The sequence below is a fragment of the Clostridium sp. AF12-41 genome (assembly GCF_003461685.1).
Lineage (GTDB): Bacteria > Bacillota > Clostridia > Lachnospirales > Lachnospiraceae > Otoolea > Otoolea fessa.
The window spans coordinates 312,393-338,129 of sequence record NZ_QTXO01000002.1 but is presented as its reverse complement, the minus strand read 5'-3'; the positions used below and the strand labels follow the sequence as shown (position 1 = coordinate 338,129).

The 25,737-nt window shown below is 50.4% G+C and carries 21 protein-coding genes and 1 tRNA gene; 19 read left to right on the top strand and 3 right to left on the bottom strand.

The window, feature by feature from the left end; all coding sequences use genetic code 11:
* The first annotated feature begins 161 nt into the window (after positions 1–161).
* From scfB to DWV73_RS05050, 9 genes are all read left to right on the top strand, one after another.
* Positions 162–1,565, top strand: coding sequence for a thioether cross-link-forming SCIFF peptide maturase (scfB, locus tag DWV73_RS05090; RefSeq protein ID WP_107001519.1), 1,404 nt, complete (start codon positions 162–164; stop codon positions 1,563–1,565).
* A 19-nt stretch (positions 1,566–1,584) separates the two neighbouring features.
* A complete protein-coding gene (gene secD, locus DWV73_RS05085; protein ID WP_117796027.1) occupies positions 1,585–3,747 on the top strand; it encodes a protein translocase subunit SecD in 2,163 nt (720 codons plus the stop codon).
* 17 nt (positions 3,748–3,764) lie between these two features.
* Complete coding sequence (gene tgt / locus DWV73_RS05080) at positions 3,765–4,901, top strand: tRNA guanosine(34) transglycosylase Tgt (protein ID WP_022359869.1); 1,137 nt, start codon at positions 3,765–3,767, stop codon at positions 4,899–4,901.
* A 17-nt stretch (positions 4,902–4,918) separates the two neighbouring features.
* The gene (gene yajC, locus DWV73_RS05075; RefSeq protein ID WP_022359870.1) at positions 4,919–5,194 is read left to right on the top strand and encodes a preprotein translocase subunit YajC; all 276 of its coding nucleotides are present in this window, start codon (positions 4,919–4,921) and stop codon (positions 5,192–5,194) included.
* A 341-nt stretch (positions 5,195–5,535) separates the two neighbouring features.
* Positions 5,536–6,621 (top strand): 3-isopropylmalate dehydrogenase, encoded by a 1,086-nt coding sequence (gene leuB, locus DWV73_RS05070; protein WP_117796026.1) that lies wholly within the window; start codon positions 5,536–5,538, stop codon positions 6,619–6,621.
* A 107-nt stretch (positions 6,622–6,728) separates the two neighbouring features.
* Positions 6,729–8,405: a dihydroxy-acid dehydratase gene (gene ilvD / locus DWV73_RS05065; protein WP_107001470.1), complete on the top strand. Its 1,677-nt coding sequence runs from the start codon at positions 6,729–6,731 to the stop codon at positions 8,403–8,405.
* Positions 8,406–8,646: 241 nt separating this feature from the next.
* Positions 8,647–10,329 (top strand): biosynthetic-type acetolactate synthase large subunit, encoded by a 1,683-nt coding sequence (gene ilvB / locus DWV73_RS05060; RefSeq protein WP_107001471.1) that lies wholly within the window; start codon positions 8,647–8,649, stop codon positions 10,327–10,329.
* Positions 10,330–10,383: 54 nt separating this feature from the next.
* Positions 10,384–11,469 carry a 3-phosphoserine/phosphohydroxythreonine transaminase gene (gene serC, locus DWV73_RS05055; protein WP_107001472.1) on the top strand — a complete coding sequence of 362 codons (1,086 nt, stop codon included), beginning with the start codon at positions 10,384–10,386 and terminating at the stop codon, positions 11,467–11,469.
* Between the two features lie 140 nt (positions 11,470–11,609).
* Positions 11,610–12,773 carry a phosphoglycerate dehydrogenase gene (locus DWV73_RS05050; protein WP_117796025.1) on the top strand — a complete coding sequence of 388 codons (1,164 nt, stop codon included), beginning with the start codon at positions 11,610–11,612 and terminating at the stop codon, positions 12,771–12,773.
* A gap of 199 nt (positions 12,774–12,972) precedes the next feature.
* Here DWV73_RS05050 and DWV73_RS12970 read toward each other — a convergent pair whose 3' ends face one another.
* Entirely contained in the window at positions 12,973–14,238 is a 1,266-nt protein-coding gene (locus tag DWV73_RS12970; protein WP_333549839.1) for a M23 family metallopeptidase, read from the bottom strand.
* A 320-nt stretch (positions 14,239–14,558) separates the two neighbouring features.
* On the opposite strand from DWV73_RS12970, the gene DWV73_RS05035 reads away from it, so the two are divergent.
* Positions 14,559–15,008: a PaaI family thioesterase gene (locus tag DWV73_RS05035; RefSeq protein WP_181357243.1), complete on the top strand. Its 450-nt coding sequence runs from the start codon at positions 14,559–14,561 to the stop codon at positions 15,006–15,008.
* Positions 15,009–15,023: 15 nt separating this feature from the next.
* On the opposite strand, the gene DWV73_RS05030 is transcribed toward DWV73_RS05035, so the two are convergent.
* On the bottom strand, positions 15,024–15,836 hold the full coding sequence (locus DWV73_RS05030; RefSeq protein WP_117796024.1) for an MBL fold metallo-hydrolase: 813 nt from the start codon (positions 15,834–15,836) through the stop codon (positions 15,024–15,026).
* A 366-nt stretch (positions 15,837–16,202) separates the two neighbouring features.
* Between DWV73_RS05030 and DWV73_RS05025 the strand changes: the two genes are divergently transcribed.
* Both DWV73_RS05025 and DWV73_RS05020 read left to right on the top strand, forming a co-directional pair.
* A complete protein-coding gene (locus tag DWV73_RS05025; protein WP_117796023.1) occupies positions 16,203–18,140 on the top strand; it encodes a fructose-1,6-bisphosphatase in 1,938 nt (645 codons plus the stop codon).
* A gap of 90 nt (positions 18,141–18,230) precedes the next feature.
* Complete coding sequence (locus tag DWV73_RS05020) at positions 18,231–18,731, top strand: DUF1700 domain-containing protein (RefSeq protein WP_117796022.1); 501 nt, start codon at positions 18,231–18,233, stop codon at positions 18,729–18,731.
* A gap of 183 nt (positions 18,732–18,914) precedes the next feature.
* On the opposite strand, the gene DWV73_RS05015 is transcribed toward DWV73_RS05020, so the two are convergent.
* Positions 18,915–18,987: transfer RNA gene (locus DWV73_RS05015), tRNA-Gln, on the bottom strand.
* Between the two features lie 283 nt (positions 18,988–19,270).
* Here DWV73_RS05015 and DWV73_RS05010 point away from each other — a divergent pair.
* From DWV73_RS05010 to DWV73_RS04980, 7 genes are all read left to right on the top strand, one after another.
* On the top strand, positions 19,271–19,987 hold the full coding sequence (locus DWV73_RS05010; RefSeq protein ID WP_117796136.1) for an acyl-ACP thioesterase domain-containing protein: 717 nt from the start codon (positions 19,271–19,273) through the stop codon (positions 19,985–19,987).
* Between the two features lie 135 nt (positions 19,988–20,122).
* A complete protein-coding gene (locus DWV73_RS05005) occupies positions 20,123–20,956 on the top strand; it encodes a S1-like domain-containing RNA-binding protein (protein WP_117796021.1) in 834 nt (277 codons plus the stop codon).
* 21 nt (positions 20,957–20,977) lie between these two features.
* Positions 20,978–21,352: a RidA family protein gene (locus tag DWV73_RS05000; RefSeq protein ID WP_117796020.1), complete on the top strand. Its 375-nt coding sequence runs from the start codon at positions 20,978–20,980 to the stop codon at positions 21,350–21,352.
* 293 nt (positions 21,353–21,645) lie between these two features.
* Positions 21,646–22,734, top strand: coding sequence for a helix-turn-helix domain-containing protein (locus tag DWV73_RS04995; RefSeq protein WP_107001479.1), 1,089 nt, complete (start codon positions 21,646–21,648; stop codon positions 22,732–22,734).
* Between the two features lie 79 nt (positions 22,735–22,813).
* The gene (gene ftsE, locus DWV73_RS04990; protein WP_117796019.1) at positions 22,814–23,497 is read left to right on the top strand and encodes a cell division ATP-binding protein FtsE; all 684 of its coding nucleotides are present in this window, start codon (positions 22,814–22,816) and stop codon (positions 23,495–23,497) included.
* Positions 23,487–24,395: a permease-like cell division protein FtsX gene (gene ftsX, locus DWV73_RS04985; protein ID WP_117796018.1), complete on the top strand. Its 909-nt coding sequence runs from the start codon at positions 23,487–23,489 to the stop codon at positions 24,393–24,395. The genes ftsE and ftsX overlap by 11 nt, the downstream gene beginning before the upstream one ends.
* 57 nt (positions 24,396–24,452) lie before the next feature.
* Positions 24,453–25,730, top strand: a complete 1,278-nt coding sequence (locus DWV73_RS04980; RefSeq protein WP_117796135.1) for a M23 family metallopeptidase — start codon at positions 24,453–24,455, stop codon at positions 25,728–25,730.
* The last annotated feature ends 7 nt before the right edge of the window (positions 25,731–25,737 follow it).

Here is a 25,737-nt window from a genome sequence, read left to right as displayed (position 1 = left end):
GTTTTCTGATAAATCAGAGCTTTTCATGAGTGGGAGAGCTGGAGTCTGAGAAAACGCAGAGTTGACACAGGGAGGCAGACAAGACGGAGCGCGGTCCGAGGAGAGGACTGCATATGTTCCGGGTTGTCTGCCTGCCTATGTCTTATAGAAGGAGAAAGACAGTGATTCATCAGTATATAAATAATGGATATTATATCGTACTGGATGTCAACAGTGGCTCTGTCCATTCGGTTGATCCGCTTCTGTACGATGTGATTTCCTTTTTATCGGAGCGGATTCCGGATAGCGAGAAGCCGTTTCAGATTGCCCAGTCCCTGAAAGACGAGACGGCGGCAGCATTAAAAGAGAAATACAGCCAGGAAGAGATCAGAGAGGCGTTTGAGGACATTCAGGAGCTCATCGATCAGGAAGAACTCTTTACCGCTGACATTTACAAAAACTTCGTTATGGATTTCAAGAAGCGCCAGACGGTTGTCAAGGCACTCTGCCTGCATATCGCGCATGACTGCAACCTTGCCTGTCAGTACTGCTTTGCAGAAGAGGGCGAGTATCATGGACGCAGAGCGCTGATGACCTTTGAGGTCGGCAAGAAAGCGCTGGATTTCCTGATTGCCAATTCTGGAAACCGCCGGAACCTGGAAGTCGATTTCTTCGGCGGCGAGCCGCTGATGAACTGGCAGGTGGTTAAACAGTTAGTCGAGTACGGACGTTCCCAGGAAGAGGCGCACAACAAGAAATTCCGTTTCACACTGACCACCAACGGCGTTCTGTTAAACGATGAAATTATGGAATTCTGCAACCGCGAGATGTCAAACGTCGTGCTCAGTCTGGATGGACGAAAAGAGGTCAACGACAAGATGCGCCCATTCCGCAACGGAACCGGAAGCTACGACCTGATCGTGCCGAAGTTCCAGAAATTTGCAGAGAAGCGCGGAGACCGCGATTATTTCGTGCGTGGTACCTTCACACACAACAACCTGGATTTTGGCAAAGATGTTCTGCATTTTGCCGATCTTGGATTCAAGAAAATGTCGGTTGAGCCGGTCGTAGCACCGGATGAAGAGCCCTACGCGATCAAAGAGGCGGATCTTCCACAGATTCTCGAGGAATATGACCGTCTGGCAGCAGAGTATGTCAAGAGACACAAAGAGGGACGCGGCTTCACGTTCTTCCACTTTATGCTCGATCTGACACAGGGACCGTGCGTGGCAAAACGTCTGTCAGGATGCGGTTCAGGAACTGAGTATCTGGCAGTTACCCCGTGGGGCGACCTCTATCCGTGCCATCAGTTTGTAGGAAACGAAGATTTCCTGCTCGGCAACGTGGATACGGGCGTGACCAACACGGCAGTCCGCGACGAGTTCAAGCTCTGCAATGTCTATGCGAAAGACAAATGTCGGGATTGCTTTGCCAGATTTTACTGCAGTGGCGGCTGTGCGGCCAATTCCTACAACTTCCACGGTTCCATCACGGATGCGTATGATATCGGGTGCGAGATGCAGAAAAAACGTATCGAGTGCGCGATCATGATAAAAGCTGCTCTTGCAGACGGCTCTGACGAGTAGAGAACAAGGAGAGAGAGGAATGAAGAACAAAAAAGGAAAAAGCTTCCTGGGGATGCTGCTCCTTCTGATTGCCATCGGCGTATTCGGCTATTTCGGCTATTCGACGATGAATCAGATCAAGCTGGGTCTTGACCTGGCTGGCGGTGTCAGCATTACCTATCAGGCGAAAGAAGAAAATCCGTCTTCCGAGGATATGGCGGATACGATCTACAAGCTCCAGCAGCGTGTACAGAATTACAGTACCGAGGCGGAGGTTTACCAGGAGGGTAATAACCGTATCAACGTAGATATTCCGGGTGTATCGGATGCCAACGCGATTCTGGAAGAGTTAGGAAAACCGGGTTCCCTGATTTTCGTGGACTCTGAAGGAAATCAGATCCTTGATGGTAAACAGGTTGCCAGCGCGAAAGCCGGCATGACCGAGGATAAGGCGACCGGTTCCAAGGCGTATGTCGTTTCTCTGACCTTTACCGAGGAAGGTAAACAGGCATTTGCTGAGGCGACCACGAATGGCGTCGGAAAACCAATTTATATCATTTATGATAACCAGATTATTTCTGCTCCGACCGTCCGTGAGGCGATCACAGGCGGACAGTGCCAGATCGACGGCATGGCGGATTATGAAGAGGCAAATAATCTTGCGTCCACGATCCGTATCGGTTCCCTGTCCCTGGAGCTGGAAGAGCTGCGTTCCAACGTAGTTGGCGCGAAGCTGGGCCAGGAGGCGATCTCCACCAGCTTAAAGGCAGGTCTGATCGGATTTGCCATTGTCATTGTATTTATGATTGCCGTATATCTGCTTCCGGGTCTGGCTGCATCTCTGGCTCTGTGCCTGTATGTCGGTCTGATCCTGATCCTGTTAGTTGCATTTGAGGTGACTCTGACGCTTCCGGGCGTGGCTGGTATCATCCTGTCGATTGGTATGGCGGTGGATGCGAACGTCATCATTTTCACCCGTATCAAAGAGGAGATTGGTCTGGGAACTTCTGTTAAAAATGCGATCAAGGCAGGTTTCGCCAAGGCACTTTCCGCGATCATCGACGGAAACGTAACCACCCTGATTGCGGCAGCGGTTCTGTTCTGGAGAGGTTCCGGTACCGTCAAGGGCTTTGCGGCAACGCTGGCAATCGGTATCGTGCTTTCTATGTTCACGGCGCTGTTTGTAACCAAATTTGCCCTGAACTGCTTCTATGAGATGGGCTTTGAGGATGCGAAGTTCTACGGATGCCGCAAAGATATGAAGACGCGTCCGTTCCTGAAATTCCGCAAGCTTTACTTTGCTCTGTCGCTCGTGATCATTCTGGCAGGCGTCGGCAGCATGGTTCACAATCAGTCTTCGATGGGTGTGCCGCTCAACTACAGCATGGAGTTCAGAGGCGGTACTTCTACAAACGTTACCTTTAACGAGGATATGTCTCTGGAAGATATTTCCTCCCAGGTGGTTCCGGTGGTAGAAAAGATTACCGGCGAAGCTGGCACACAGACCCAGAAGGTAGCCGGAAGCAACGAGGTTATCATCAAGACACGTACCCTGAACATGGACGAGCGCGAAGAGTTAAACCAGGCGCTGGCGGATCAGTTTGGTGTGGATAAAGAGAAGATCACAGCCGATAGTATCTCCGGTGCAGTCAGCCAGGAGATGAAGCGCGATGCGATTGTGGCGGTTACGATTGCGACGATCTGCATGTTGATCTACATCTGGTTCCGTTTCAGCAATATCACGTTCGCGGCGGGCGCGGTTCTTGCACTGATGCACGATGTACTGGTTGTCCTGACCTGCTATGCGATGCTGCGCTGGTCGGTTGGTTCGACGTTCATCGCCTGCATGCTGACGATTGTCGGTTACTCAATCAACGCGACGATCGTTATCTTCGACCGTATCCGTGAGAATATGAAGCTTCTGGGCAATAAAGAGTCCGCTGAGACGATCGTCAACACCAGTATCAGCCAGACCCTGACGCGAAGCATCAACACGACGCTGACGACCTTCGTCATGGTCCTGATTCTTTACATCCTGGGTGTATCTTCCATCCGTGAGTTTGCTCTTCCGCTGATGGTAGGTCTGATCTGCGGTACGTATTCGTCCGTATGCCTGTCCGGCTCTGTCTGGTATGTGCTGAATAAAAAGCGCATGGAGAAGAATGCCAAACCGGCTGGCAAGAAGGCAAAGGCAGAGAAGTAAAAAGTATAGGAAAAAAGATGGAATACAAGATTTTATACAAAGATGGCCGCGCAAAACGCGCGGAAATGAAAACGGTTCACGGAACCATCCAGACGCCTGTTTTCATGAATGTCGGCACGGTGGCGGCGATCAAGGGCGCGGTTTCGACCGATGATCTCCGCACGATCGGCACGCAGGTGGAACTTTCCAATACCTACCACCTCCATGTCCGTACCGGCGACAAGCTGATCCGACAGTTTGGCGGTCTGCACAAATTTATGAACTGGGATCGCCCGATCCTCACGGATTCCGGCGGATTTCAGGTGTTTTCCCTGGCGGGACTGCGGAAAATTAAAGAAGAGGGCGTTTATTTTAACTCCCACATCGATGGTCACAAGATTTTCATGGGACCGGAGGAGAGTATGCAGATTCAGTCCAACTTAGGTTCGACGATCGCGATGGCATTTGACGAGTGCCCGCCGAGTCTTGCCGATCGGGACTATGTACAGAAATCAGTAGAGCGCACGACGCGCTGGCTGGCACGCTGCAAGGATGAGATGGCACGCCTCAATGCACTGCCGGATACGGTCAACCGGGAACAGCTCCTGTTTGGTATCAATCAGGGGGCGATTTACGAGGATATCCGTATCGAACACGCGAAGGAAATCAGCAAAATGAACCTCGACGGCTATGCGGTCGGCGGTCTGGCAGTTGGCGAGAGCCATGAGGAAATGTACCGGATTCTGGATGCAGTCGTTCCGCACCTGCCGGAGGACAAGCCGACTTATCTTATGGGCGTCGGCACACCGGCAAACATCCTGGAAGCGGTAGACCGGGGCGTTGATTTCTTTGACTGTGTGTACCCGTCCCGGAATGGACGCCACAGCCATGTATACACGAACCATGGCAAATTAAATCTCCTGAACAGCAAATATGAGCTGGATCCGCGCCCGATCGAGGAAGGCTGCGGCTGTCCGGCATGCCGTTCTTACTCCCGCGCATATATCCGCCACCTGTTTAAGGCGAAGGAAATGCTGGGGATGAGATTATGCGTCTTGCATAATTTGTATTTTTATAATAAAATGATGGAAGAGATTCGCGACGCGATCGAACATCACTGTTATGCTGAGTATAAAGCAAAGAAACTTGCAGGCATGATGGGTGAATCGAACTAAAGGAGGAAATATACCACATGAGCAGCACAAGCGGAATGATCGTTTACCTTGTATTTATCATTGCCATCTTCTATTTTATGGCAATCCGTCCACAGTCCAAGGAAAAGAAAAAACAGGCAGAACTGATGGCAACCGTAGCAGTAGGCGACAGCGTTCTGACATCCAGCGGCTTCTACGGCGTGATTATCGATATGACCGATGATACTGTAATCGTAGAGTTCGGAAGCAACAAGAACTGCCGCATCCCGATGCGTAAGGATGCAATCGTTCAGGTTGAGAAACCGGAAGTCTAAGAAGAACGGTAAGAAAGTGAGAGGATCGCAGCTCCCGATGGGGCGGCGGTCCTTTTTTTGTGTAACAGGAAATTCCTTGGAATTCCCTATGACACAAAAAGGCACTAACGTGCCAATGATGCGCACTCGCGCGAAGCAGAAACATGTCGCAAGCGACCGCGCTCGGCGCGAGAATGTGCCAAGGCACATTCTTTTTTATTTTACAGATAACCCCAGGTTATAGAATAAATTCCAAATTACTATATGGGGAATACCGGTTTTCCTTCGTCAGAAGATTGCAAAATAGGACGGAATCCGATATGATAAAAAGTAACCGTTTGAAACAAGGGAGGTATTTTATTATGAATTGCAATATTACTGTGATTCCGGGTGACGGAATCGGACCGGAGATTGTGAGAGAGGCATGCGGCGTGCTGGACAAGGTGGGCGCTGTCTACGGTCATACATTTAATTATACAAAAATCCTGATGGGCGGCTGTTCCATCGACGAGTACGGCGTACCGCTGACCGATGAGGCACTGGAGACCGCGAAAAAGAGTGATTCCGTCCTGCTCGGTGCAGTCGGCGGCAACGTGGGAAATTCCCGCTGGTACGATGTAGCCCCGAACCTGCGTCCGGAGGCCGGTCTTCTTGCCATCCGTAAAGGTCTGGGACTGTTCGCGAATATCCGCCCGGCATACCTCTACAAAGAGCTGGCAGATGCCTGCCCGTTAAAGAAAGAGATCATCGGCGACGGCTTCGATATGGTTATCATGCGTGAGCTGACCGGCGGTCTGTACTTCGGCGACCGTTACACGAAGGAGATTGATGGCGTGACGACCGCGGTAGATACCCTGACCTACAATGAAAATGAGATCCGCCGGATCGCAATCAAGGCATTCGATATCGCGATGAAGCGCCGCAAGAGCGTTATTAGCGTCGATAAGGCAAACGTACTGGATTCCTCCCGCCTGTGGAGAAAGGTAGTCGAGGAAGTTGCTAAAGATTATCCGGAAGTTACCCTGACCCATATGCTGGTTGATAACTGCGCGATGCAGCTTGTCATGAATCCGGGACAGTTCGACGTGATCCTGACTGAGAACATGTTTGGCGATATCCTTTCTGACGAGGCAAGCATGATTACCGGCTCCATCGGTATGCTGTCTTCGGCCAGCTTAAACGAGGGCAAATTTGGTCTCTACGAGCCGAGCCACGGTTCCGCACCGGACATCGCGGGCAAGGACATCGCAAACCCGATTGCAACTATTCTTTCCGCAGCGATGATGCTCCGCTATTCCTTCGATCTGGATAAGGAAGCAAAAGCCATCGAGGATGCCGTACAGCAGGTACTGACCGAGGGCTACCGTACCGTGGATATCATGGCGGATGGCTGCAAGCAGGTTGGAACCGTTGAGATGGGCAGGCTGATCTGTGAGAGAATTAAATAGAAAGATTGCAAAAATTCCATAAATGCGATAAAATCAAAGATAAACGTAAAAACCGCCCCTGTCACCAGGGGCGGAGGTCGTCGAAAGAGATAGAAGGAGACGAAAAGATGAAAAGTGATGCAGTAAGAAAAGGGATGCAGCAGGCACCTCACCGTTCTTTGTTTAATGCACTCGGTATGACGGAAGAGGAGATGAACAAACCTCTCGTCGGTATCGTAAGTTCTTATAATGAGATTGTTCCGGGACACATGAACCTGGACAAGATTGTAAATGCCGTGAAGCTGGGCGTAGCGATGGCTGGCGGCACACCGGTTGTATTTCCGGCGATCGCAGTCTGTGATGGTATCGCTATGGGACATGTCGGCATGAAATATTCCCTGGTTACTCGTGATCTGATCGCAGATTCCACCGAATGTATGGCGCTGGCACATCAGTTCGATGCGCTGGTTATGGTTCCAAACTGTGATAAAAACGTACCGGGACTTCTGATGGCAGCAGCCCGCGTCAATGTACCGACTGTATTTGTCAGCGGCGGTCCGATGTTAGCCGGTCATGTAAAGGGACAGAAGAGAAGTCTTTCCAGCATGTTCGAGGCAGTTGGTTCCTACGCAGCAGGCACCATGACGGAAGAAGATGTGAAAGAATTCGAATGTAAGGTCTGCCCGACCTGCGGTTCCTGTTCCGGTATGTACACCGCCAACAGCATGAACTGCTTAACAGAGGTACTCGGCATGGGCCTTCAGGGCAACGGTACGATCCCGGCAGTTTACTCCGAGCGAATCAAACTGGCAAAACACGCTGGTATGAAGGTTATGGAGATGTATGAGAAAAACATCCGTCCGAGAGATATTATGACAGAAAAGGCATTTTTAAATGCACTGACCGTGGATATGGCACTCGGATGTTCTACCAACAGTATGCTGCATCTTCCGGCGATTGCACATGAGGCAGGCGTAGACCTGAACATGGAGCTGGTCAATGAGATGAGCAAGCGCACCCCGAACCTGTGCCATCTGGCGCCGGCAGGTCCGACCTATATGGAGGATCTGAACGAGGCAGGCGGCGTGTATGCGGTTATGAATGAGCTGTCCAAGAAGAACCTTCTGAATCTGGACTGCATGACCGTAACCGGCAAGACCGTTGGCGAGAATATAAAGGGCTGTGTCAACAAGAATCCGGAGGTTATCCGACCGATCGACAATCCGTACAGCCAGACTGGCGGTATCGCGATCCTGAAAGGAAACTTGGCACCGGATACAGGCGTTGTAAAACGTTCTGCCGTTGCACCGGAGATGCTGGTACATCAGGGACCGGCGCGTGTGTTTGACTGTGAGGAAGACGCGATTGCAGCGATCAAGGGCGGCAAGATCGTGGCTGGCGATGTTGTTGTCATCCGTTACGAGGGACCGAAGGGCGGTCCGGGCATGCGTGAGATGCTGAACCCGACTTCTGCCATCGCAGGTATGGGACTTGGTTCCAGCGTAGCTCTGATTACAGATGGACGTTTCTCCGGCGCATCCAGAGGTGCATCCATCGGACACGTTTCTCCGGAGGCGGCAGTCGGCGGACCGATCGCGCTGGTTGAGGAAGGCGATATTATTTCCATCGATATCAATAATAACTCCCTGAACGTACTCGTATCCGACGAGGAGCTGGCAGAGAGAAGAAAGAAATGGCAGCCGAGAGAACCGAAGGTTACGACCGGATACCTGGCACGTTACGCAGCGCTTGTAACGAGCGGAAACCGGGGCGCAATCCTGGAGGTTCCGAAGACACAGAAGTAATCATTGCGGGCTTCAGACAGGTGCTTTTGAGACGGAAAGTACTGCTTGATGCAAAAAGGCAGTGGATGGGACGATTTATCAGGCTGCCCCTACAGAGAGCTTGACAGCGCAACAGACGCTTTCGGAAGCTTTGCGGGGATATGTACTCTCGGAGTTTTTCAGCCCCGCTTTTGCGGTTGATGAAAGCCCGGGAGTATATGCATTTAAAATGGTTTTTAAGGAAGGAAAGCAGGTTAGACAGATGAAGACATTGACAGGAGCAGAGATTGTCATTGAATGCTTGAAAGAGCAGGGGGTAGACACGGTGTTCGGTTATCCGGGCGGCGCGATCCTCAACATTTATGATGCACTTTATAAACACAAGGATGAAATCACCCATATTTTGACCTCTCATGAACAGGGAGCGTCCCACGCGGCAGACGGCTACGCGAGAGCAACCGGTAAGGTCGGTGTGTGTATGGCGACATCTGGTCCGGGAGCTACAAACCTGGTTACGGGTATTGCAACGGCTAACCTGGATTCCATTCCGATGGTAGCCATCACCTGTAATGTAACGACAGGGCTTCTTGGAAAAGACAGCTTCCAGGAGATCGACATTCTGGGTGTTACCATGCCGATCACGAAATATAATTTTATCGTAAAGGATGTCACGAAGCTGGCAGATGTGATCCGTCGTGCGTTCGTGATTGCTAAGAGTGGCCGTCCGGGTCCGGTTTTGGTGGATATCACCAAGGATGTGACGGCAGCGGCCTGCGAGTACGAGCCGAAGGAACCGCAGCCGATCGAGCGCGAGACAGAGCTGATCCGTGAGGAAGACATGGAAAAGGCGATCGAGATGATCAAGGCGGCGAGAAAACCGTTTATTTTCGTCGGCGGCGGTGCAGTGGCGTCAGATGCTGCCAATGAATTAAGCGCATTTGCACATAAAATTCAGGCGCCGGTGGGGGACAGCCTGATGGGTAAAGGTGCATTTGACGGAACCGATGTCCTTTATACCGGTATGATCGGTATGCACGGAACCAAGACATCCAACCTCGGTGTGGCAGAGTGCGATCTGCTGATCGTTGTAGGCGCGCGTTTCAGTGACCGTGTTGTGGGCGATCCGAACCATTTTGCAACCAATGCAAAGATTTTACACATAGATATCGATCCGGCGGAGATCAACAAAAATATCCAGACCGATGCGAGCATTATTGGCGATGTCAAGATTATCCTGCGTAAGTTAAACGCACGTCTGGATCCGATGAACCATGACGAGTGGCTGAGCCACATTGAGCGCCTGAAAGATATGTACCCGCTCCGCTACAACAAGGAAGTTCTGACCGGTCCGTATATCATGGAAGAGATCTACAAGGTAACCGGCGGTGACGCGATCATCTGTACCGATGTCGGACAGCATCAGATGTGGGCGGCACAGTATTATAAATACAAACGTCCGAGACAGCTTCTGACCTCCGGCGGTCTGGGCACGATGGGTTACGGTCTGGGTGCAGCGATTGGTGCGAAGATGGGCTGCAAGGATAAGACGGTTATCAATATTGCCGGAGACGGCTGTTTCCGTATGAACATGAACGAGATTGCGACGGCAACTCGCTACAATATTCCGGTTATCGAGGTTGTATTTAACAACCATGTTCTGGGTATGGTGCGCCAGTGGCAGACCCTGTTCTATGGAAAACGCTATTCCCAGACGGAGCTTTACGATCAGATGGATTTCGTCAAGGTGGCAGAGGGCATGGGCGCGAAAGCATACCGTATCACGAAGAAAGAGGATGTGGAGCCGGTGCTGCGCGAGGCGATCAGCTTAAATATCCCGGTTATGATCGAGTGCCAGATCGGCAGCGATGACAAGGTATTCCCGATGGTTCCGGCTGGAAAACCGATCGAGGAAGCGTTTGATGAGATTGACTTACGCATCGAATAGTTGTAAAATGGGGGCTATTATCACATTTTTGTGTAAGACAGGAGGAGATTTATTATGAGCAGAGTCTATAACTTTTCGGCAGGTCCGGCAGTGCTTCCGGAGGAGGTACTGAGAGAGGCAGCGGCAGAGATGCTGGATTACCAGGGCAGCGGTATGTCCGTCATGGAGATGAGCCACCGCTCCAAGGATTTCCAGGCCATCATTGATGATGCAGAGAAGGATCTGCGCGAACTGATGCAGATTCCGGACAATTACAAAGTATTATTCGTACAGGGCGGCGGCAATATGCAGTTCGCCATGGTTCCGATGAACCTGTTCAAAAATAAGGTGGGGGATTACATCATCACCGGACAGTGGGCAAAGAAAGCATATCAGGAGGCAAAGATGTTTGGTACTGCCAACGCGATTGCATCCAGCGCTGACAAGACCTTTTCCTACATCCCGGATTGTTCGGACCTTCCAGTGGATGAGGATGCAGATTACGTGTATATCTGCTTAAATAACACTATTTACGGAACCGTATACCATGAGCTTCCGAACACCAAGGGCAAGACACTGGTAGCAGACATCTCCTCCTGTTTCCTGTCAGAGCCGCTGGATGTGAGTAAGTTTGGTATTCTCTGGGGTGGTGTCCAGAAGAACGTAGGTCCGGCTGGTATGGCGATCGTCATCATCCGCGAGGATCTGATCACCGAGGATGTTCTTCCGGGAACACCAACCATGCTGCGCTACAAAACATACGCAGACAATGACTCTCTGTACAACACACCGCCTACATACACCATCTATATGTGCGGCAAGGTATTTAAATGGCTCAAGAAAATGGGCGGTTTAAGTGCCATGAAGGAGCGCAACGAGAAGAAGGCGAAGATCCTTTACGATTTCCTCGATGAGAGCAAGCTCTTCAAGGGAACCGTTGAGAAAAAAGACCGTTCCCTGATGAACGTACCGTTCGTCACCGGCGATGCAGATCTGGATGCCCTGTTTGTCAAGGAAGCCAAAGAGGCAGGTTTTGTGAACTTAAAAGGTCACCGTACCGTCGGCGGTATGCGTGCCAGCATCTACAATGCAATGCCGATCGAGGGCGTTGAGAAATTAGTTGCTTTCATGCGCGAATTTGAGAAAAAACATACAAATTAATCAATTTTAAAATTTATGCCATTGCTGCGGCGAAAGGGAGGGGGAATCCGTTCCTTTCTGCTGCAGCAGTGGACTTTTTAAAACAAAAACAGCCCGCGTATGGGAAGATTTGAAATTTTGAAAGAAAAGAGAGTTAAAAAATGAGAAAAATCCATTGCCTGAACCCGATTTCCAAGCTGGGAACCGGTTTACTGACCGAAAATTATGAGATGACTGACAACCTGGCGGAGGCAGAGGGCATTCTGGTCCGCAGTGCTGCCATGCATGATCTGGAACTTCCGAAGGGACTGCGTGCTGTTGCACGTGCCGGAGCGGGCGTCAACAACATTCCGCTTGACAAGTGTGCGGAGGCTGGTGTTGTCGTATTCAATACACCGGGCGCCAATGCAAACGGTGTCAAAGAGCTGGTGCTGGCTGGCATGCTGCTGGGAGCCAGAGACGTAGTCGGCGGCATCGACTGGTGCAAGGAGCAGAAGGACAATGAAAATATCTCCAAAGATATGGAGAAGGCGAAAAAGAAATTTGCCGGTCATGAGATCCGCGGCAAAAAGCTTGGTGTTATCGGACTGGGCGCCATCGGCGCAGAGGTTGCAAACGCAGCTGCAGCGCTTGGCATGGAAGTATACGGCTATGATCCGTTTATTTCTGTCAAGGCAGCGTGGATGCTTTCCAGAGACGTAAAGCACATCACATCTGTTGATACGATCTATCAGGAATGCGATTACATCACCGTTCATGTACCGCTGCTTGACAGCACCCGCCAGATGATCAACAAAGACAGCCTGGGACAGATGAAGGACGGCGTGGTTATCTTAAACTTTGCGCGTGACCTTCTGGTAAATGACGACGATATGGCAGAGGCGCTGGCTTCCGGTCGTGTAAAACACTATATCACCGATTTCCCGAATGCAAAAGTAATGCAGATGCCGAACGTCATCGCAACCCCACATCTGGGCGCATCCACAGAAGAATCCGAGGATAATTGTGCCGTGATGGCAGTCAAAGAGCTGATGGATTACCTGGACAATGGTAATATCAAGAATTCCGTCAACTTCCCGAATTGCGATATGGGCGTGTGCACAACCGTAGGTCGTCTTGCACTTCTTCATAAGAACGTGCCGAACATGATCGGACAGATTTCCTCGATCCTGGCATCGACTGACATGAACATCGCGAACATGACGAACAAGAGCCGTGATAAATACGCTTATACGCTGGTTGATCTGGAGACCAAGGCAGACGCGGCGACGATTGAGAAGCTGAAAGCTATTCAGGGTATGATGCGCGTGCGCGTGATCAAATAATAAGTTTTATTGAAAACAGCCGGAGAAAGTGCGGTTTTGGGTGCACCTTTTCCGGCTGTATTTTTATGGATTGCAGAATGTTTTTATTGAAGAATCTCTGCATGGCTTTTTAACGTGATAATTATATGTATATATTGGTGAGAAACTGTCAGTGGCGGGTTATATTAAGCGACAGGATTGACTTGGTAAGAAAACTTTGTCATGGGGTGGAAAATTGATCGATACTAGGATCTTTCATTTCATAAACACGCGTCCATTCTTTGGTGCCTTCTTTCTTGACGGTCTCGGAGCGGTTTATCGCCAGAAAACGGATCAGTTCATAGCAGTCAATCCAGATTTCGTTGTTTCCTTCTTTCTGGGATTCGTCAAAAATGAGCTGCAATCCGAAATGCAGGTGCGGTTCAGCAATGTTGTTGGTGTTTTCAGTGCTGCTGTAGCCGGTGTGCCCGAGATAACCAATCACGTCCCCGGCGGTGACAAGGCTGCCCTCTTTTAGGTTTGACTGGTAGGGGTAGTCTTTGCGTAAATGTGCATAATAGTAGTATCGTTTCCCGTCAAAGCTGCGGATGCCGATGCGCCAGCCGCCGTACTGGTTCCAGCCGAGCGCCTCGACGCGCCCGGATTCCACAGCAATCACAGGCGTTCCCGTCTGCCCCATCATATCATGCCCGAGATGCCGTCTCCGGTAACCGTAGCTGCGGGAGACACCGAAATCGTCATAGTGGCTGTAGGGAAAGTTTTTCGCTAGTGGGAGAAACGCTTTCAGACCATATTTGGTAACCCAGACTTTTTCCTCACCGGAGGGAGTCAGGGGGACAGCGTCGGGATCGGAGAGAGTGGGGGCTGGGGTTTCGAGAGAAGTTTGTGTGTTGGATGAGGCTGAAGTTTCTGGTGAAGCTTGACTGGCTGAGTCGATTGTGTCTGTACCAGTTGTGGTTGCTGTTGTTGGTGGTGGTGTCGTTGCGTAGGAAGTATTGGCAGCCGGATCCCCTTCCTGTATCTGCGCGTCCGCCAGTGCAAAAGCCGGTGCTTCCGATTTCGGAATCTCAATTTCATACAGTCCGACCATTCCATCCAGAACCGCGCCGTAAGCCTCACGATAATAGGCAAAAGAGGTCATATTTTTCGTCAATTCTTCCACTGTAACGCCATTTTGGAGCTGTTCGGCAGCTTCCGTCATATCGGACGCCTGATAATGCGAAAAATCGCCCCCGTAGCGCGCCCCCAGGTAGGCGAGCAGATCGACCCAGTTCAGGTGGAGATCCTGCTGGCAGGTATCAACATCATAGCGGAACGCCTGTGTCATGGCGTCGGCGGTCACATCGAAATCCACCCAGCGGATAAAATGTTCCGACGCATTCCCGACCGTGACCTGACGGCTGTTCGGACGCTGGAAGGACCAGCTGACAAAGAGCGCCGCAATGGCGCAGATTTCCAGTGCAATGATAACAGAACTTCGTTTCAAGACAGATCCCTCCTGTGCGATAGTATTTAAATGCGAAGCCACGGCAAATTCCGTTACTGGGCACGTATGCGTGAACAATAACATTTTTGCAATCTGATAAGATTGTATGAGAGGATGGGAGAAAGTATGAGTCCATCTTTGGAAAAATTATGAGAAAAAGCGTTTGAGGCGAGGAAAAAGGATGGGCTGATTCAGGCAAACAGATTATACAAACAGATTATATCAGAGAGAAAAGTGATAGAAAAAATAGAAGAAAATAATAGATGACCTGCAGAGAAATAAAAAAGAGAGTAAATCATATATACAAGGAGGTACATGAAATGGAAAAGAAGGAAGAAAAGAAAAAGCCGTCCGGCTCATTCTCAGAAGTCTGGGAGAAGCGCGGACAGGAGACGGATGCAGCCAATGATTTCCGGAAGAAAATCGAGATGGAGATTACCGAGGCACGCCCGGGCTATGCAGTTGGAGAGATTGTATTGAAACCGTGGCATATGAATATCTTAGGTATCGTGCACGGCGGCGTCCTGTATTCATTGGCGGATACCGTGGGCGGCACCGCAGCGATGACCGGGCGCGACTACGCAGTCCCGACCGTGGATGGCACGATCCATTATCTGAAAGCTGGAAAAAACACATCCAAAATCATCGCCCGGGCGCAGGAAATACAGAATGGTTATGCATTTTCGGTGTGCGAATGCAAGATTTATGATGATAAGGAGACGCTGCTGGCGTCGGCGACGATGACGTATTATCATTTGAGGAAGAGGTAGAGCTGCAAGATACAATCACAGCTCTATCACATTCCCATCCTCCGGTACCAGCAAATCCCCATGATAATAGGCTTCCCCTTCAGCGCGGTACAAAGCAGCGCGTTCCGGATAAGTCTTATCTTCAGTGTGCCACAGAATCAAATGCCGCGCACCGAGGCGTTCGGCGAGTTCGCAGGCATCTTTGACGGTGCTGTGGTGTTTTTCATAAGGGGAGAAGATTTCCCGGTCGCGGTAGAGGCAGAAGGCTTCGTGGAAAAGCCAGTCGGCGCCTTTGGCAAATTCTTCGCAGAGCGGGTTCAGCGGTTCGTCGCCCGGGCAGCAGACGATCTTGCCGTCCGGCAGCACAGCGCGGAAGCCGAACTGGCGCGCCTTGGTCGAATGAATGTCAAAGAAGGTGACCTCCATATCGAGAATCTGCCGGGTTTCGCGGTCAGAAACCGGGATGAGCTGGATCGGATCGCCGATCAGGTCGCAGAATTTCTTCTGGAGTGTCAGGCGGCAGAAGGTCTGAATCGTGTCGATCAGCCCGTCGTGGCAGTAAATATGAAAAATTCCCTCATAATTTCCCTTTTTGATGGCAGTGCCAATCATCCGGATCATCCAGATCACGCCGAGAATGTGGTCGGTGTGTTCGTGTGTCACGAAGAGATGGTGGATGCGGTTTAATGGAACCTGCATTTCTTCCAGAATCCGCAGGATGCCATTGCCGCCGCCGGCGTCTGTCATGAAATATTCCTCGCCGGAGCGGATGGCGAAGCAGGTATTATAATAACGTGTCATCGTGGCGTTGCCGGTGCCAAACACGTAGAGAGTGTGTGGTTGCGTCATGAATGTTCCTCCTGTATTTATGAAATATGTTTCTGTTCACGGGTAGGCACTTTTGGAACCGAAAGTGCCGTAAGAAAACGTAATGGCAGCAGGAATTTGCCGTATTGAAATGCGAAGCCACGGCAAATTCCGTTACTGGGCACGTATGCGTGTGCAGTAACAAAAATATGTTTCTGTTCACGAGTAGGCACTTTTGGAACCGAAAGTGCCGAAAATATATTTTGACCCTGATCTGAATCTATGCTACTATAAATCTATCAAAAAGGCAAATGTAATGTAGATAATGTGCTGTTTACCCAAAGCGAGCGCGACGATAACGAGTCACGATAATATCCGGGCAGACAGCGCAGTTTGGGAGCTGATAACATGAGGGATTTAGCATATTTGAAGCTGCTTTCGCGGGAGTATCCGAATATCCGGGCGGCGGCGAGTGATATTATTAATTTACAGGCAATCTGTGGACTTCCGAAGGGCACGGAATATTTTTTCAGTGACCTGCACGGTGAGCATGAGGCGTTTATTTATCTGCTCCGCAGTTCGTCGGGTATCATCCGGGAGAAGATCCGCGAGACATTTGGACATATTATTTCGGAGGAGGACGAGGTGCGGCTGGCGAACCTTATCTATTATCCGGAAAAAATGATCAATCAGATCAAACAGGCGAACGAATACACGGAGGACTGGCAGAAGACGGCGGTGTACCGTCTGGTGCAGATCTGCCGGGAGGTTTCGTCGAAATACACCCGTTCCAAGGTGAGAAAAAAGATGCCGAAGGAATTTTCGGGTGTGATCGATGAGCTTTTATATGTCGATAATACCGATGACAATAAGACGGAGTATTACAGCGAACTCATCAATACCCTGATTGACGTCCGAGTGGCGGACAGCTTTATTGTCGTGATCTGCAGCCTGATCCGGAGTCTGACCATCGATAATCTTCATATCCTGGGCGATATATTTGACCGTGGTCCGAGACCGGATATCATTCTGGAGGAACTGATGCATTTCCATGATGTGGATATCCAGTGGGGAAATCATGATATTTCGTGGATGGGCGCGGCGACGGGCAACCGGGCGTGTATCTGCAATGTTTTGCGTATGGCGCTCGGTTACAATGGATTTGATGTATTGGAGGACGGCTACGGAATTAACCTGCGCCCGCTGTCGATGTTTGCGGAGCGCGTGTACCGGGACGATCCGTGTACCTGTTTTCTGCCGCAGATTCTTGACAAAAATATTTACGATGCAGTGGATCCGAAGCTGGCGGCGAAGATGCACAAGGCGATCGCGGTGTTACAGTATAAGGAAGAGGGGCAGATCATCAAGCGCCATCCGGAGTACGGGATGGAAGAGCGGATACTTCTGTCAGCGATTCGTTATGACCGCGGCACGGTCACGATCGATGGAAAAGAGTATCCGATGCGCGACATGAATTTCCCGACGGTGGATCCGGCGGATCCGCTGCGGCTGACGGACGAAGAGGAAGAGCTGCTTCACACGCTGGAGCTGTCGTTCCGCCACAATGTGCGGCTGCATGAGCATGTCCGTTTCCTATATTCCAACGGAAGCATGTATAAATGCTGCAATTCCAACCTGCTCTATCACGGCTGTATCCCGATGACGGAGAATCGGGAATTTGACGGTCTGATGGTGGGCGGCAAGATGTACCGCGGCAAGGAATTGATGGATTTTATTGACACACAGGTTAAAAATGCCTATTTTCTTCCAGAGGACGCGCCGGAGAAGGAGGCGTGCCGCGATTTTATGTGGTATCTGTGGAATGGTGCGAAATCGCCGGTATTTGGAAAGGACAAAAACCGCAGCTTTGAGCATTATTTCATCGAGGATCCGGAAGTGATGAGAGAGACGATGAACCCGTATTACCAGCTCAGTGAGGAAGAAGAGACCTGCGATATGATTTTGAAGGAATTTGGACTTCCGACGAAGGGCTCGCATATCATCAACGGGCATATGCCGGTGAAGATTAAGAGTGGAGAGACACCGATCCGGGCTGGCGGCAAGCTCTTCATCATTGACGGCGGGCTGTCGAAAGCCTACCAGGAGCGGACGGGAATCGCCGGATATACGTTGATTTTCAATTCGCACCATCTCGCGCTTGCGGAACACAAGCCATTTGACCCGGAGCGCGAGCGGACGCCGAAGGTATATATTGTGGAGAAAATGCAGAAGCGCATCACAGTGGCGGATACCGACGAGGGCAAGGAGCTGGCGGGCCGCATCGAGGATCTGAAAGAGCTCTTGAAAGCGTACCGGAGCGGACTTTTGAAAGAGCGTGTACGCTGAGGCAGTTGAAAGGGACGAGAACTGGAAGCTTATTTCTTTCGGCTGGGTGAAACGGGAGAAACGGGACGGTTTGAGGAATAAGGAGACAAGATGAGAAAGACAGAGTTTTTACAGGAGCTTCGGGAGGCGCTGGACGGCGAGGTTTCGGCTTCAGTCATCCAGAGCAACATAAGCTATTACGATCAGTATATCAGCCAGGAGGCGGCGAAAGGGCGCAGGGAGGAAGAAGTGATCGAGGAGATCGGCAGTCCACGCCTGATTGCGAAAACCATTATCGACAGCAGCGAGGGCGCCGGGGAGACCGGCCAGGGCGGTTCGTACACTTCGGGAAACGCTGCCGGGAGCGGGCGCACAGCGTCCTCCTACAACGGCGGTTTTTCGGAGCGGGACGACAGCGGTCTGCCGCCGAACTTCCATTACATCGATTTGAACAAATGGTACTGGAAGGTAATTGTCAGCGTGGTGGTTATCGCGATCTTATTTGTGCTGTTTGCACTGGTCGGAGGTATTTTCACCATCCTGATTCATCTGGCGGGACCGATTCTTCTGATTTGGCTGATCTATACATTTATTAAGAATATTTGGAAATAGAAAAGAACCCCTGCCGCCGGCTGTGAGGGATGACCGGAGCGGGGGTTCTTTTCTTGTTTTCTCGCAAACATATGGAGGTTTATTGAGTTGAAAAATGTTGTATTATGGAACATTTCAGAGGGAGTTTCCATAATACAAAAAAAGCACTTGTCATGCCGTCTTTGGCAAACAAATGCTTTTTAGCTGGGCTACAAGGATTCGAACCTTGAAAATGACGGAGTCAGAGTCCGTTGCCTTACCATTTGGCGATAGCCCAATGAATTGAACGATTTGTATTATACTGTAAGGAAACAGATTCGTCAACTACTTTTTTCGCTTTTTTGATAATTTTTTTTGTTTGGGCGGCTGCTGTGGCAGAAACCGCGCCATGCGTCCGGCAAATTCTGCAATATTCTGGGTCTGTAAGTAGACAACGTGGTTCGAATCGGATATAATGAGTTTCATGACAGAATGTTAAGGCAGTATAGGACGAAACGGCAGATGGCGGATGCGCGGAGATGGTGCGGAGAGCCGGAAGCCGGAAAGGAAAAGAGAGCGATATGTATACATTTGACAGCCGGGTCCGGTACAGTGAGACGGATGAAGAGGGAAATCTTTCTGTGGTGGGAATCATGAATTATCTTCAGGATTGTTCGACGTTCCAGTCGGAGGATCTGAAACTCGGGATTTCCTATCTGAATGAGGAAAAACGGGCGTGGTGGCTGAGCGGATGGCAGATAGAGATTCTCAGACAGCCGCATTTTGGCGAGCGGATCCGTATTTCGACCTGGCCGTATGGGTTTAAGGGAATCTATGGCTACCGGAATTTCACGATCGAGGATGAGATGGGAAACCCGCTGGTGCGGGCGGATTCGACCTGGTTTTACTACGATCTGGAAAAAGGATGCCCGGTGCGGGTGCCGGAAAGCCAGTTGGAGGGCTACCAGATTGAAGATAAACCGCTTGCAATGCCGCCAGCGCCGAAGAAAATCCGCCTGCCTGAGACGTATGAGACGGAGGCGCCGGTCACGGTGGAACGCCATCATCTCGATACGAACCGGCACGTGAACAATGCACAGTATGTGGCGATTGCGCGTGAATTGCTGCCTGTGGACTTTGCACTCGGAGAACTGCGGGTGGAGTACCGGAAGGCGGCAGTGCTTGGGGATGTGATGTACCCGAAGCTGGCGCAGGTGCCGGAAGGATACGTGGTATCGCTGCAGGATGCGGAAGGTCAGGTGTATGCGAATTTGTGGCTGGCAAAGACTGGTTTGTAAAGAGTTTGTATGTAGCAGTGAAGAAACTGAATCATTGCAGCCGAAGAAAGATTCGGCGTGGATTGTCTGCCAGTGAATGAAAAATGCAACCGTTAAATAAAAAAAGAGATCGGCAGAAAAGAGAGGACGAATGACATGATTGAACTGGGAAGAGTACAGGAACTGATGGTAGTGCGGGAGAAAAACTTCGGCGTGTATCTGGGACAGAAGAAAGATGACGCGGCGGCGGTCCTGCTTCCGAAGAAACATGTGCCGGAGGGCACAAAGGTGGGCGATAAGCTCAAGGTGTTTATTTATAAAGATTCCGAGGACCGCCTGATTGCGACGACCTCGATGCCGAAACTGGAACTGGGCGGGACGGCGGTTTTGAAGGTCAAGGATGTATCGAAGATCGGCGCCTTTCTCGATATGGGGCTGGAAAAAGATCTGCTGCTCCCGTTTAAAGAGCAGGTATATCCGGTTCGCGCCGGGGAAGAGTGCCTGGTAGCGCTGTATATCGATAAGAGTGGTCGTCTGGCGGCGACGATGAAGGTATATTCGTATCTTTGCAGCGATGCACCGTACAGGAAGGACGAGTGGACCGAGGGGCGAGTCTATGAGATCAATGAAAATCTGGGCGTGTTCGTGGCAGTGGCAGACCACTATTTCGGTCTGATTCCGAACCGTGAGCTGTATGGAAAATGCCGCCTGGGCGAGGTTTTAAAGGTACGCGTGACGAAGGTGCGCGAGGATGGAAAACTGGATTTGAGCCTGCGCGAGGTGGCGTATCGTCAGATGAATGCGGATGCCGAGGCGGTGCTGGCACGTCTGAAAGAAAAAAACGGCGTTCTTCCGTTCAATGACCGCGTGGAGCCGGAGATTATCCGCCGCGAATTTAATTTAAGCAAAAACGCGTTCAAGCGTGCGGTTGGACACCTTTTAAAAGAAGGAAAAGTAGAAGTAAACGAAGATTCTATCCGTTTAAAATAAAAGACAAAGGAGAGATTTGGCATGAAGAAAGTAATCAGCACAACCAATGCACCGGCAGCGATCGGTCCGTATTCCCAGGCAATCGAGGTAAATGGAATGGTATTTGCATCCGGTCAGATTCCGGTCAATCCGGCAAACGGCGAGATCCCGGAGGGAATCGAGGCTCAGGCAGAGCAGGTTTTAACCAATGTAAAGAATCTTTTGGCGGCAGCAGGCGCTTCCATGGAGCAGGTTGTAAAGACCACCGTATTTATCCAGAACATGGATGATTTCGGAAAGGTAAATGAAATCTATGCGAAATATTTCGAGGGCGCATGCCCGGCACGTTCCTGCGTCGAGGTATCTAAGCTTCCGAAGGGTGTACTGATGGAGATGGAAGCGATCGCAGCAAAATAAGAATGAATCGCATATTTGGAAAATTTCGCCGGAAAAACAAGTTCCAGTTTGTGAAAATCCCGGCGTGTGAGGGCAAAATGACGAAAAAATTCACTTTTTTTCGTCCGCCCTCTTTTTTTTTTCGTCACTTTGCTTTAAAATAGAGAGAAAGATCCGTCCAAGATTCAGAGAGAAAACGGTTATGGTCCACAGGCACAGATTGCCGGAGGGGTAACAAACGGGTTTGGGGGATGACAGGTTGGAAGACCCGGAAACACAGCTGGACGGAGGATAAAAGAAAAGGAGAGAGGAATATGATTTCGAACCAGATACTCCAGACAAACATCGAGGGGTTAAAGGGAATTACGCGTGTCGATCTCTGTATCTGTGATACGGAAGGCAAGGTGCTGGCATCCACATTTACTGGCGCTGAAGAATATGAGAGTGCAATTCTGGCTTTCGTAGACTCTCCGGCGGACAGTCAGGTGATACAGGGATATCAGTTTTTCAAGGTGTTTGACGATCACCAGTTAGAATATATACTTCTTGCCAAGGGCGGAAGCGACGACGTATACATGGTCGGCAAGATGGCGGCATTTCAGGTTCAGAACCTCCTGGTAGCTTACAAGGAGCGCTTTGACAAGGACAATTTTATCAAGAACCTGCTGCTTGACAACCTGCTTCTGGTTGACATTTATAACCGTGCGAAGAAGCTGCACATCGAGACGAACGTCAAGCGGATCGTATTTATCATCGAGACGCAGCATGAGAAGGATGTGAATGCGCTTGAGACCGTCCGCAGCCTGTTCTCGACCAAGACGAAGGATTTCATCACGGCAGTGGATGAGAAGAACATTATTCTGGTCAAGGAAGTGAAGCCGGGCGAGACTTACGACGATCTGGAAAAGACAGCCACATCGATCGTAGATATGCTCAATACCGAGTCCTTGACGCGTGTCAGCGTGGCATTCGGTACGATTGTCAACGAGATCAAAGACGTATCGCGTTCTTATAAAGAGGCGAAGATGGCGTTGGATGTAGGAAAGATTTTCTACAGCAGCAAAAATGTGGTCGCATACAGCAAGCTGGGAATCGGACGTCTGATCTATCAGCTGCCGCTGCCGTTGTGCCGGATGTTTATCAAGGAAATTTTTGATGGCAAATCGCCGGATGAGTTTGATGAGGAGACGCTTACGACAATCAACAAGTTCTTCGAGAACAGCCTGAACGTATCTGAGACTTCCCGACAGCTTTACATCCATCGCAATACACTGGTATACCGTCTGGATAAGCTCCAGAAGAGCACGGGATTGGATCTGCGGGTGTTTGAGGATGCGATCACATTTAAGATTGCCCTAATGGTTGTAAAATATATGAAATACATGGAAAACCTGGATTATTAAGCCAAATTGCTGTGGCGGGGAGGAAGATTGCCTTTGCCGCAGCAATTTCATTTGGAGAATTGAAAAAGAGGATTTACGCATGATAGAGGTTAAAAATCTCACCAAGACGTACAAGACGGGGAATAAAGCTTTAAAGGGAATCAATATTCAGATTCAGGACGGCGAGTTTGTTTTCATCATGGGACGAAGCGGTTCCGGCAAATCGACGCTTTTAAAGCTTCTTTTGAAAGAGCTGGAGCCGACTTCCGGTCAGATTATCGTCAACGATATGGATCTGGAAAAGATGCCGGGACGCTACATCCCGAAGTACCGCAGACGGCTGGGAATGGTGTTTCAGGATTTCCGTCTGTTGAAGGATAAGACGGTATATGAAAATGTCGCGTTTGCACAGCGGGTCATCGGCGTATCGTCCCGTGAGATCAAGAAAAATGTGCCGGAAATGCTCCGGCTGGTGGGGCTTTCTTCAAAATATAAAGCATACCCGAACCAGCTCTCGGGCGGTGAGCAGCAGCGTGTTGCGATTGCCCGTGCGCTGATCAACTCGCCGGAGATACTTCTGGCGGACGAGCCGACGGGAAACCTGGACGTACATAATTCCATGGAGATCATGGAGCTTTTGGAGGAGATAAACCGGCGCGGGACGACGGTGCTTGTGGTAACGCACAGCCGGGAGATCGTAGCGGAGATGGGAAAACGTGTGATCACGCTGACGCGCGGCGTGCTGACGGGAGATCAAAAAGGCGGTATCTGGCATGAGAATTAGTACATTGATTTACTGCACCAAGGAGGGCATGCGTAATATCATCCGGAATATCTGGTTTTCACTGGCGTCGGTGGCGATTATTTCGGCATGTATTTTCCTGTTCTGTATGTTTTTTGGCTTGATTGCCAATGTACAGTATATGGTGCGGAATGCAGAATCTACAGTAGGAATCACGATTTTCTTCAATGAAGATATAAGTGAGGATGAGATACAGAAAATCGGGGATGAGATACGCGCCCGCGATGAGGTCAAGGAAGCAAAGTATGTTTCTGCCGAGGAGGCATGGGAGAGCTTTAAGAAAGAATATTTTAAGGGAGTCGAGGATCTGGCAGAGGGATTTGCGGATGACAACCCGTTAGCCGGTTCGGCGTCCTATGAGATCTATTTGAAAGACATTGACATGCAGGATGACATGGTTGCATGGCTTGGCACGGTGCAGGGGATCCGGAAGATCAATTATTCGAGCGATACGGCGTCCGGGCTTTCAAGCTTCAACAAGATGCTGGGACTTTTGTCGGGGGTGATCATCGCTATTCTGCTGGCAGTTGCTATCTTCCTTATCAGCAATACGATCACGACGGCAGCTGCATTTAGACGGGAGGAAAACCGGATCATGCGCCTGATCGGTGCGACGAATTTCATGATCCGTGCGCCGTTCGTTGTACAGGGTGTGATGATCGGTCTGGTCGGCGCGCTGATTCCGCTGGCGATCACGTATTTTCTGTACCGCCAGGCGGTTGTATATATGATGGAACGGTTTGATATCTTGTCGAACCTGATTGAATTTATCCCGATTCAGACCATTTTCCCGAGCATGGTAGCCGTGGCGATGGCGCTGGGCGTGGGAATCGGTTTTGTCGGAAGCTTCTTTACGATCCGCAGACATTTAAAGGTGTAAGAAACATTGGCGGCTGCTGTGGGGGCAGCGGGAATTTGCGGTAAAAAGGATGAGAATATGAAAAAACAGGGATTGAAAGTGCGTGCGGCTCTGTTTCTTGTGATGGCGGCGCTGGCGTCTTCCCCAGTGCTGACCTCGGTGGCGGCAGCGACGAAAAAGGATGTAAGCAGTGCCAAGGATAAGAAAAGCACCCTGGAACAGGAGAAAAAGAAAACCGAGGAGGCGATCAAAAGCCTTCAGGGGCTGAAAAGTAACACCGAGAGCTATGTCAAGGAGCTGGACACAAAGATGAATGATCTGCAGTCGCAGGTCACGAAGCTGGAAAATAATATTTCCAGCAAGCAGAAAAGCATCGATGAGACGGCGGTAAAGCTGGAGGAAGCGCAGAAAACCGAAGAAAAGCAGTATGCTTCGATGAAAATGCGTATCAAATATATGTATGAGAAGGGCGACAGCAGCTACTTAAATCTGCTTCTGGAAGCCCGTTCGCTCTCGGAGCTTTTAAACCGGGCAGAGTATGTTTCAAAGATTTCGGAATATGACCGGAAGATGCTCGACCAGTATGTGGCAACGAAGGAGTCCATCGCGGACAGCAAAAAAAAGCTGGAGACGGAGAAAGCGGAGCTGCAGGACATGAAGACGCAGACGGAGGCAAAGCAGGATTCGGTCCAGCTTCTCCTGAATGAGAAAAATAAAGAGCTTCAGAACGTCAACGCGCAGATCGGCGAGAAATCAGCGCAGGCGAAAGCGTATGAGGACGATATCAAGGCGCAGGAAGCCAAGATCGCGCAGATGGAGGCGGAGATTAAGAAGAAGGAAGCGGAAGAGGCGGCGAAAAAAGCGGCGGAGGAAGCTGACAGAAAAGCCGCCGCAGCGGGAAAGACGAATAATTCGACCGCGAAAGGGAATACTGGCAGTACGACTACCACTTCGACGGGAAGTTCTTCGCTGCGCTGGCCGTGCCCTGCAAGCGGACGCATTACATCTGGATACGGAAACCGTAAATCACCGACGGCGGGCGCGTCCTCGAACCATAAGGGCATTGATATCAGCGCTTCGACCGGCAGCAGCATCGTGGCAGCCGCCGGAGGAACGGTTTCGATTGCAACCTACAGTTATTCGGCTGGAAATTATGTTGTGGTCAACCATGGAAATGGACTTTCAACCGTGTATATGCACTGTTCCCAGCTTCTGGTATCGGCAGGGGATACGGTAAAAGCCGGACAGACGATCGCGAAGGTAGGTTCGACCGGATATTCGACAGGTTCTCATCTGCATTTTGCAGTCCGCAAGAACGGAAGTTATGTAAACCCTTCGAGCTATGTAAGTCCGTAGTTACTGT

Bases quoted from the DNA above. Each gene is read 5' to 3' on its own strand.
- secD (WP_117796027.1), top strand. From the start codon at position 1,585: ATGAAGAACAAAAAAGGAAAAAGCTTCCTGGGGATGCTGCTCCTTCTG.
- tgt (WP_022359869.1), top strand. From the start codon at position 3,765: ATGGAATACAAGATTTTATACAAAGATGGCCGCGCAAAACGCGCGGAA.
- yajC (WP_022359870.1), top strand. From the start codon at position 4,919: ATGAGCAGCACAAGCGGAATGATCGTTTACCTTGTATTTATCATTGCC.
- leuB (WP_117796026.1), top strand. From the start codon at position 5,536: ATGAATTGCAATATTACTGTGATTCCGGGTGACGGAATCGGACCGGAG.
- ilvD (WP_107001470.1), top strand. From the start codon at position 6,729: ATGAAAAGTGATGCAGTAAGAAAAGGGATGCAGCAGGCACCTCACCGT.
- ilvB (WP_107001471.1), top strand. From the start codon at position 8,647: ATGAAGACATTGACAGGAGCAGAGATTGTCATTGAATGCTTGAAAGAG.
- serC (WP_107001472.1), top strand. From the start codon at position 10,384: ATGAGCAGAGTCTATAACTTTTCGGCAGGTCCGGCAGTGCTTCCGGAG.
- DWV73_RS05050 (WP_117796025.1), top strand. From the start codon at position 11,610: ATGAGAAAAATCCATTGCCTGAACCCGATTTCCAAGCTGGGAACCGGT.
- DWV73_RS05035 (WP_181357243.1), top strand. From the start codon at position 14,559: ATGGAAAAGAAGGAAGAAAAGAAAAAGCCGTCCGGCTCATTCTCAGAA.
- DWV73_RS05030 (WP_117796024.1), bottom strand. From the start codon at position 15,836: ATGACGCAACCACACACTCTCTACGTGTTTGGCACCGGCAACGCCACG.
- DWV73_RS05025 (WP_117796023.1), top strand. From the start codon at position 16,203: ATGAGGGATTTAGCATATTTGAAGCTGCTTTCGCGGGAGTATCCGAAT.
- DWV73_RS05020 (WP_117796022.1), top strand. From the start codon at position 18,231: ATGAGAAAGACAGAGTTTTTACAGGAGCTTCGGGAGGCGCTGGACGGC.
- DWV73_RS05010 (WP_117796136.1), top strand. From the start codon at position 19,271: ATGTATACATTTGACAGCCGGGTCCGGTACAGTGAGACGGATGAAGAG.
- DWV73_RS05005 (WP_117796021.1), top strand. From the start codon at position 20,123: ATGATTGAACTGGGAAGAGTACAGGAACTGATGGTAGTGCGGGAGAAA.
- DWV73_RS05000 (WP_117796020.1), top strand. From the start codon at position 20,978: ATGAAGAAAGTAATCAGCACAACCAATGCACCGGCAGCGATCGGTCCG.
- DWV73_RS04995 (WP_107001479.1), top strand. From the start codon at position 21,646: ATGATTTCGAACCAGATACTCCAGACAAACATCGAGGGGTTAAAGGGA.
- ftsE (WP_117796019.1), top strand. From the start codon at position 22,814: ATGATAGAGGTTAAAAATCTCACCAAGACGTACAAGACGGGGAATAAA.
- ftsX (WP_117796018.1), top strand. From the start codon at position 23,487: ATGAGAATTAGTACATTGATTTACTGCACCAAGGAGGGCATGCGTAAT.
- DWV73_RS04980 (WP_117796135.1), top strand. From the start codon at position 24,453: ATGAAAAAACAGGGATTGAAAGTGCGTGCGGCTCTGTTTCTTGTGATG.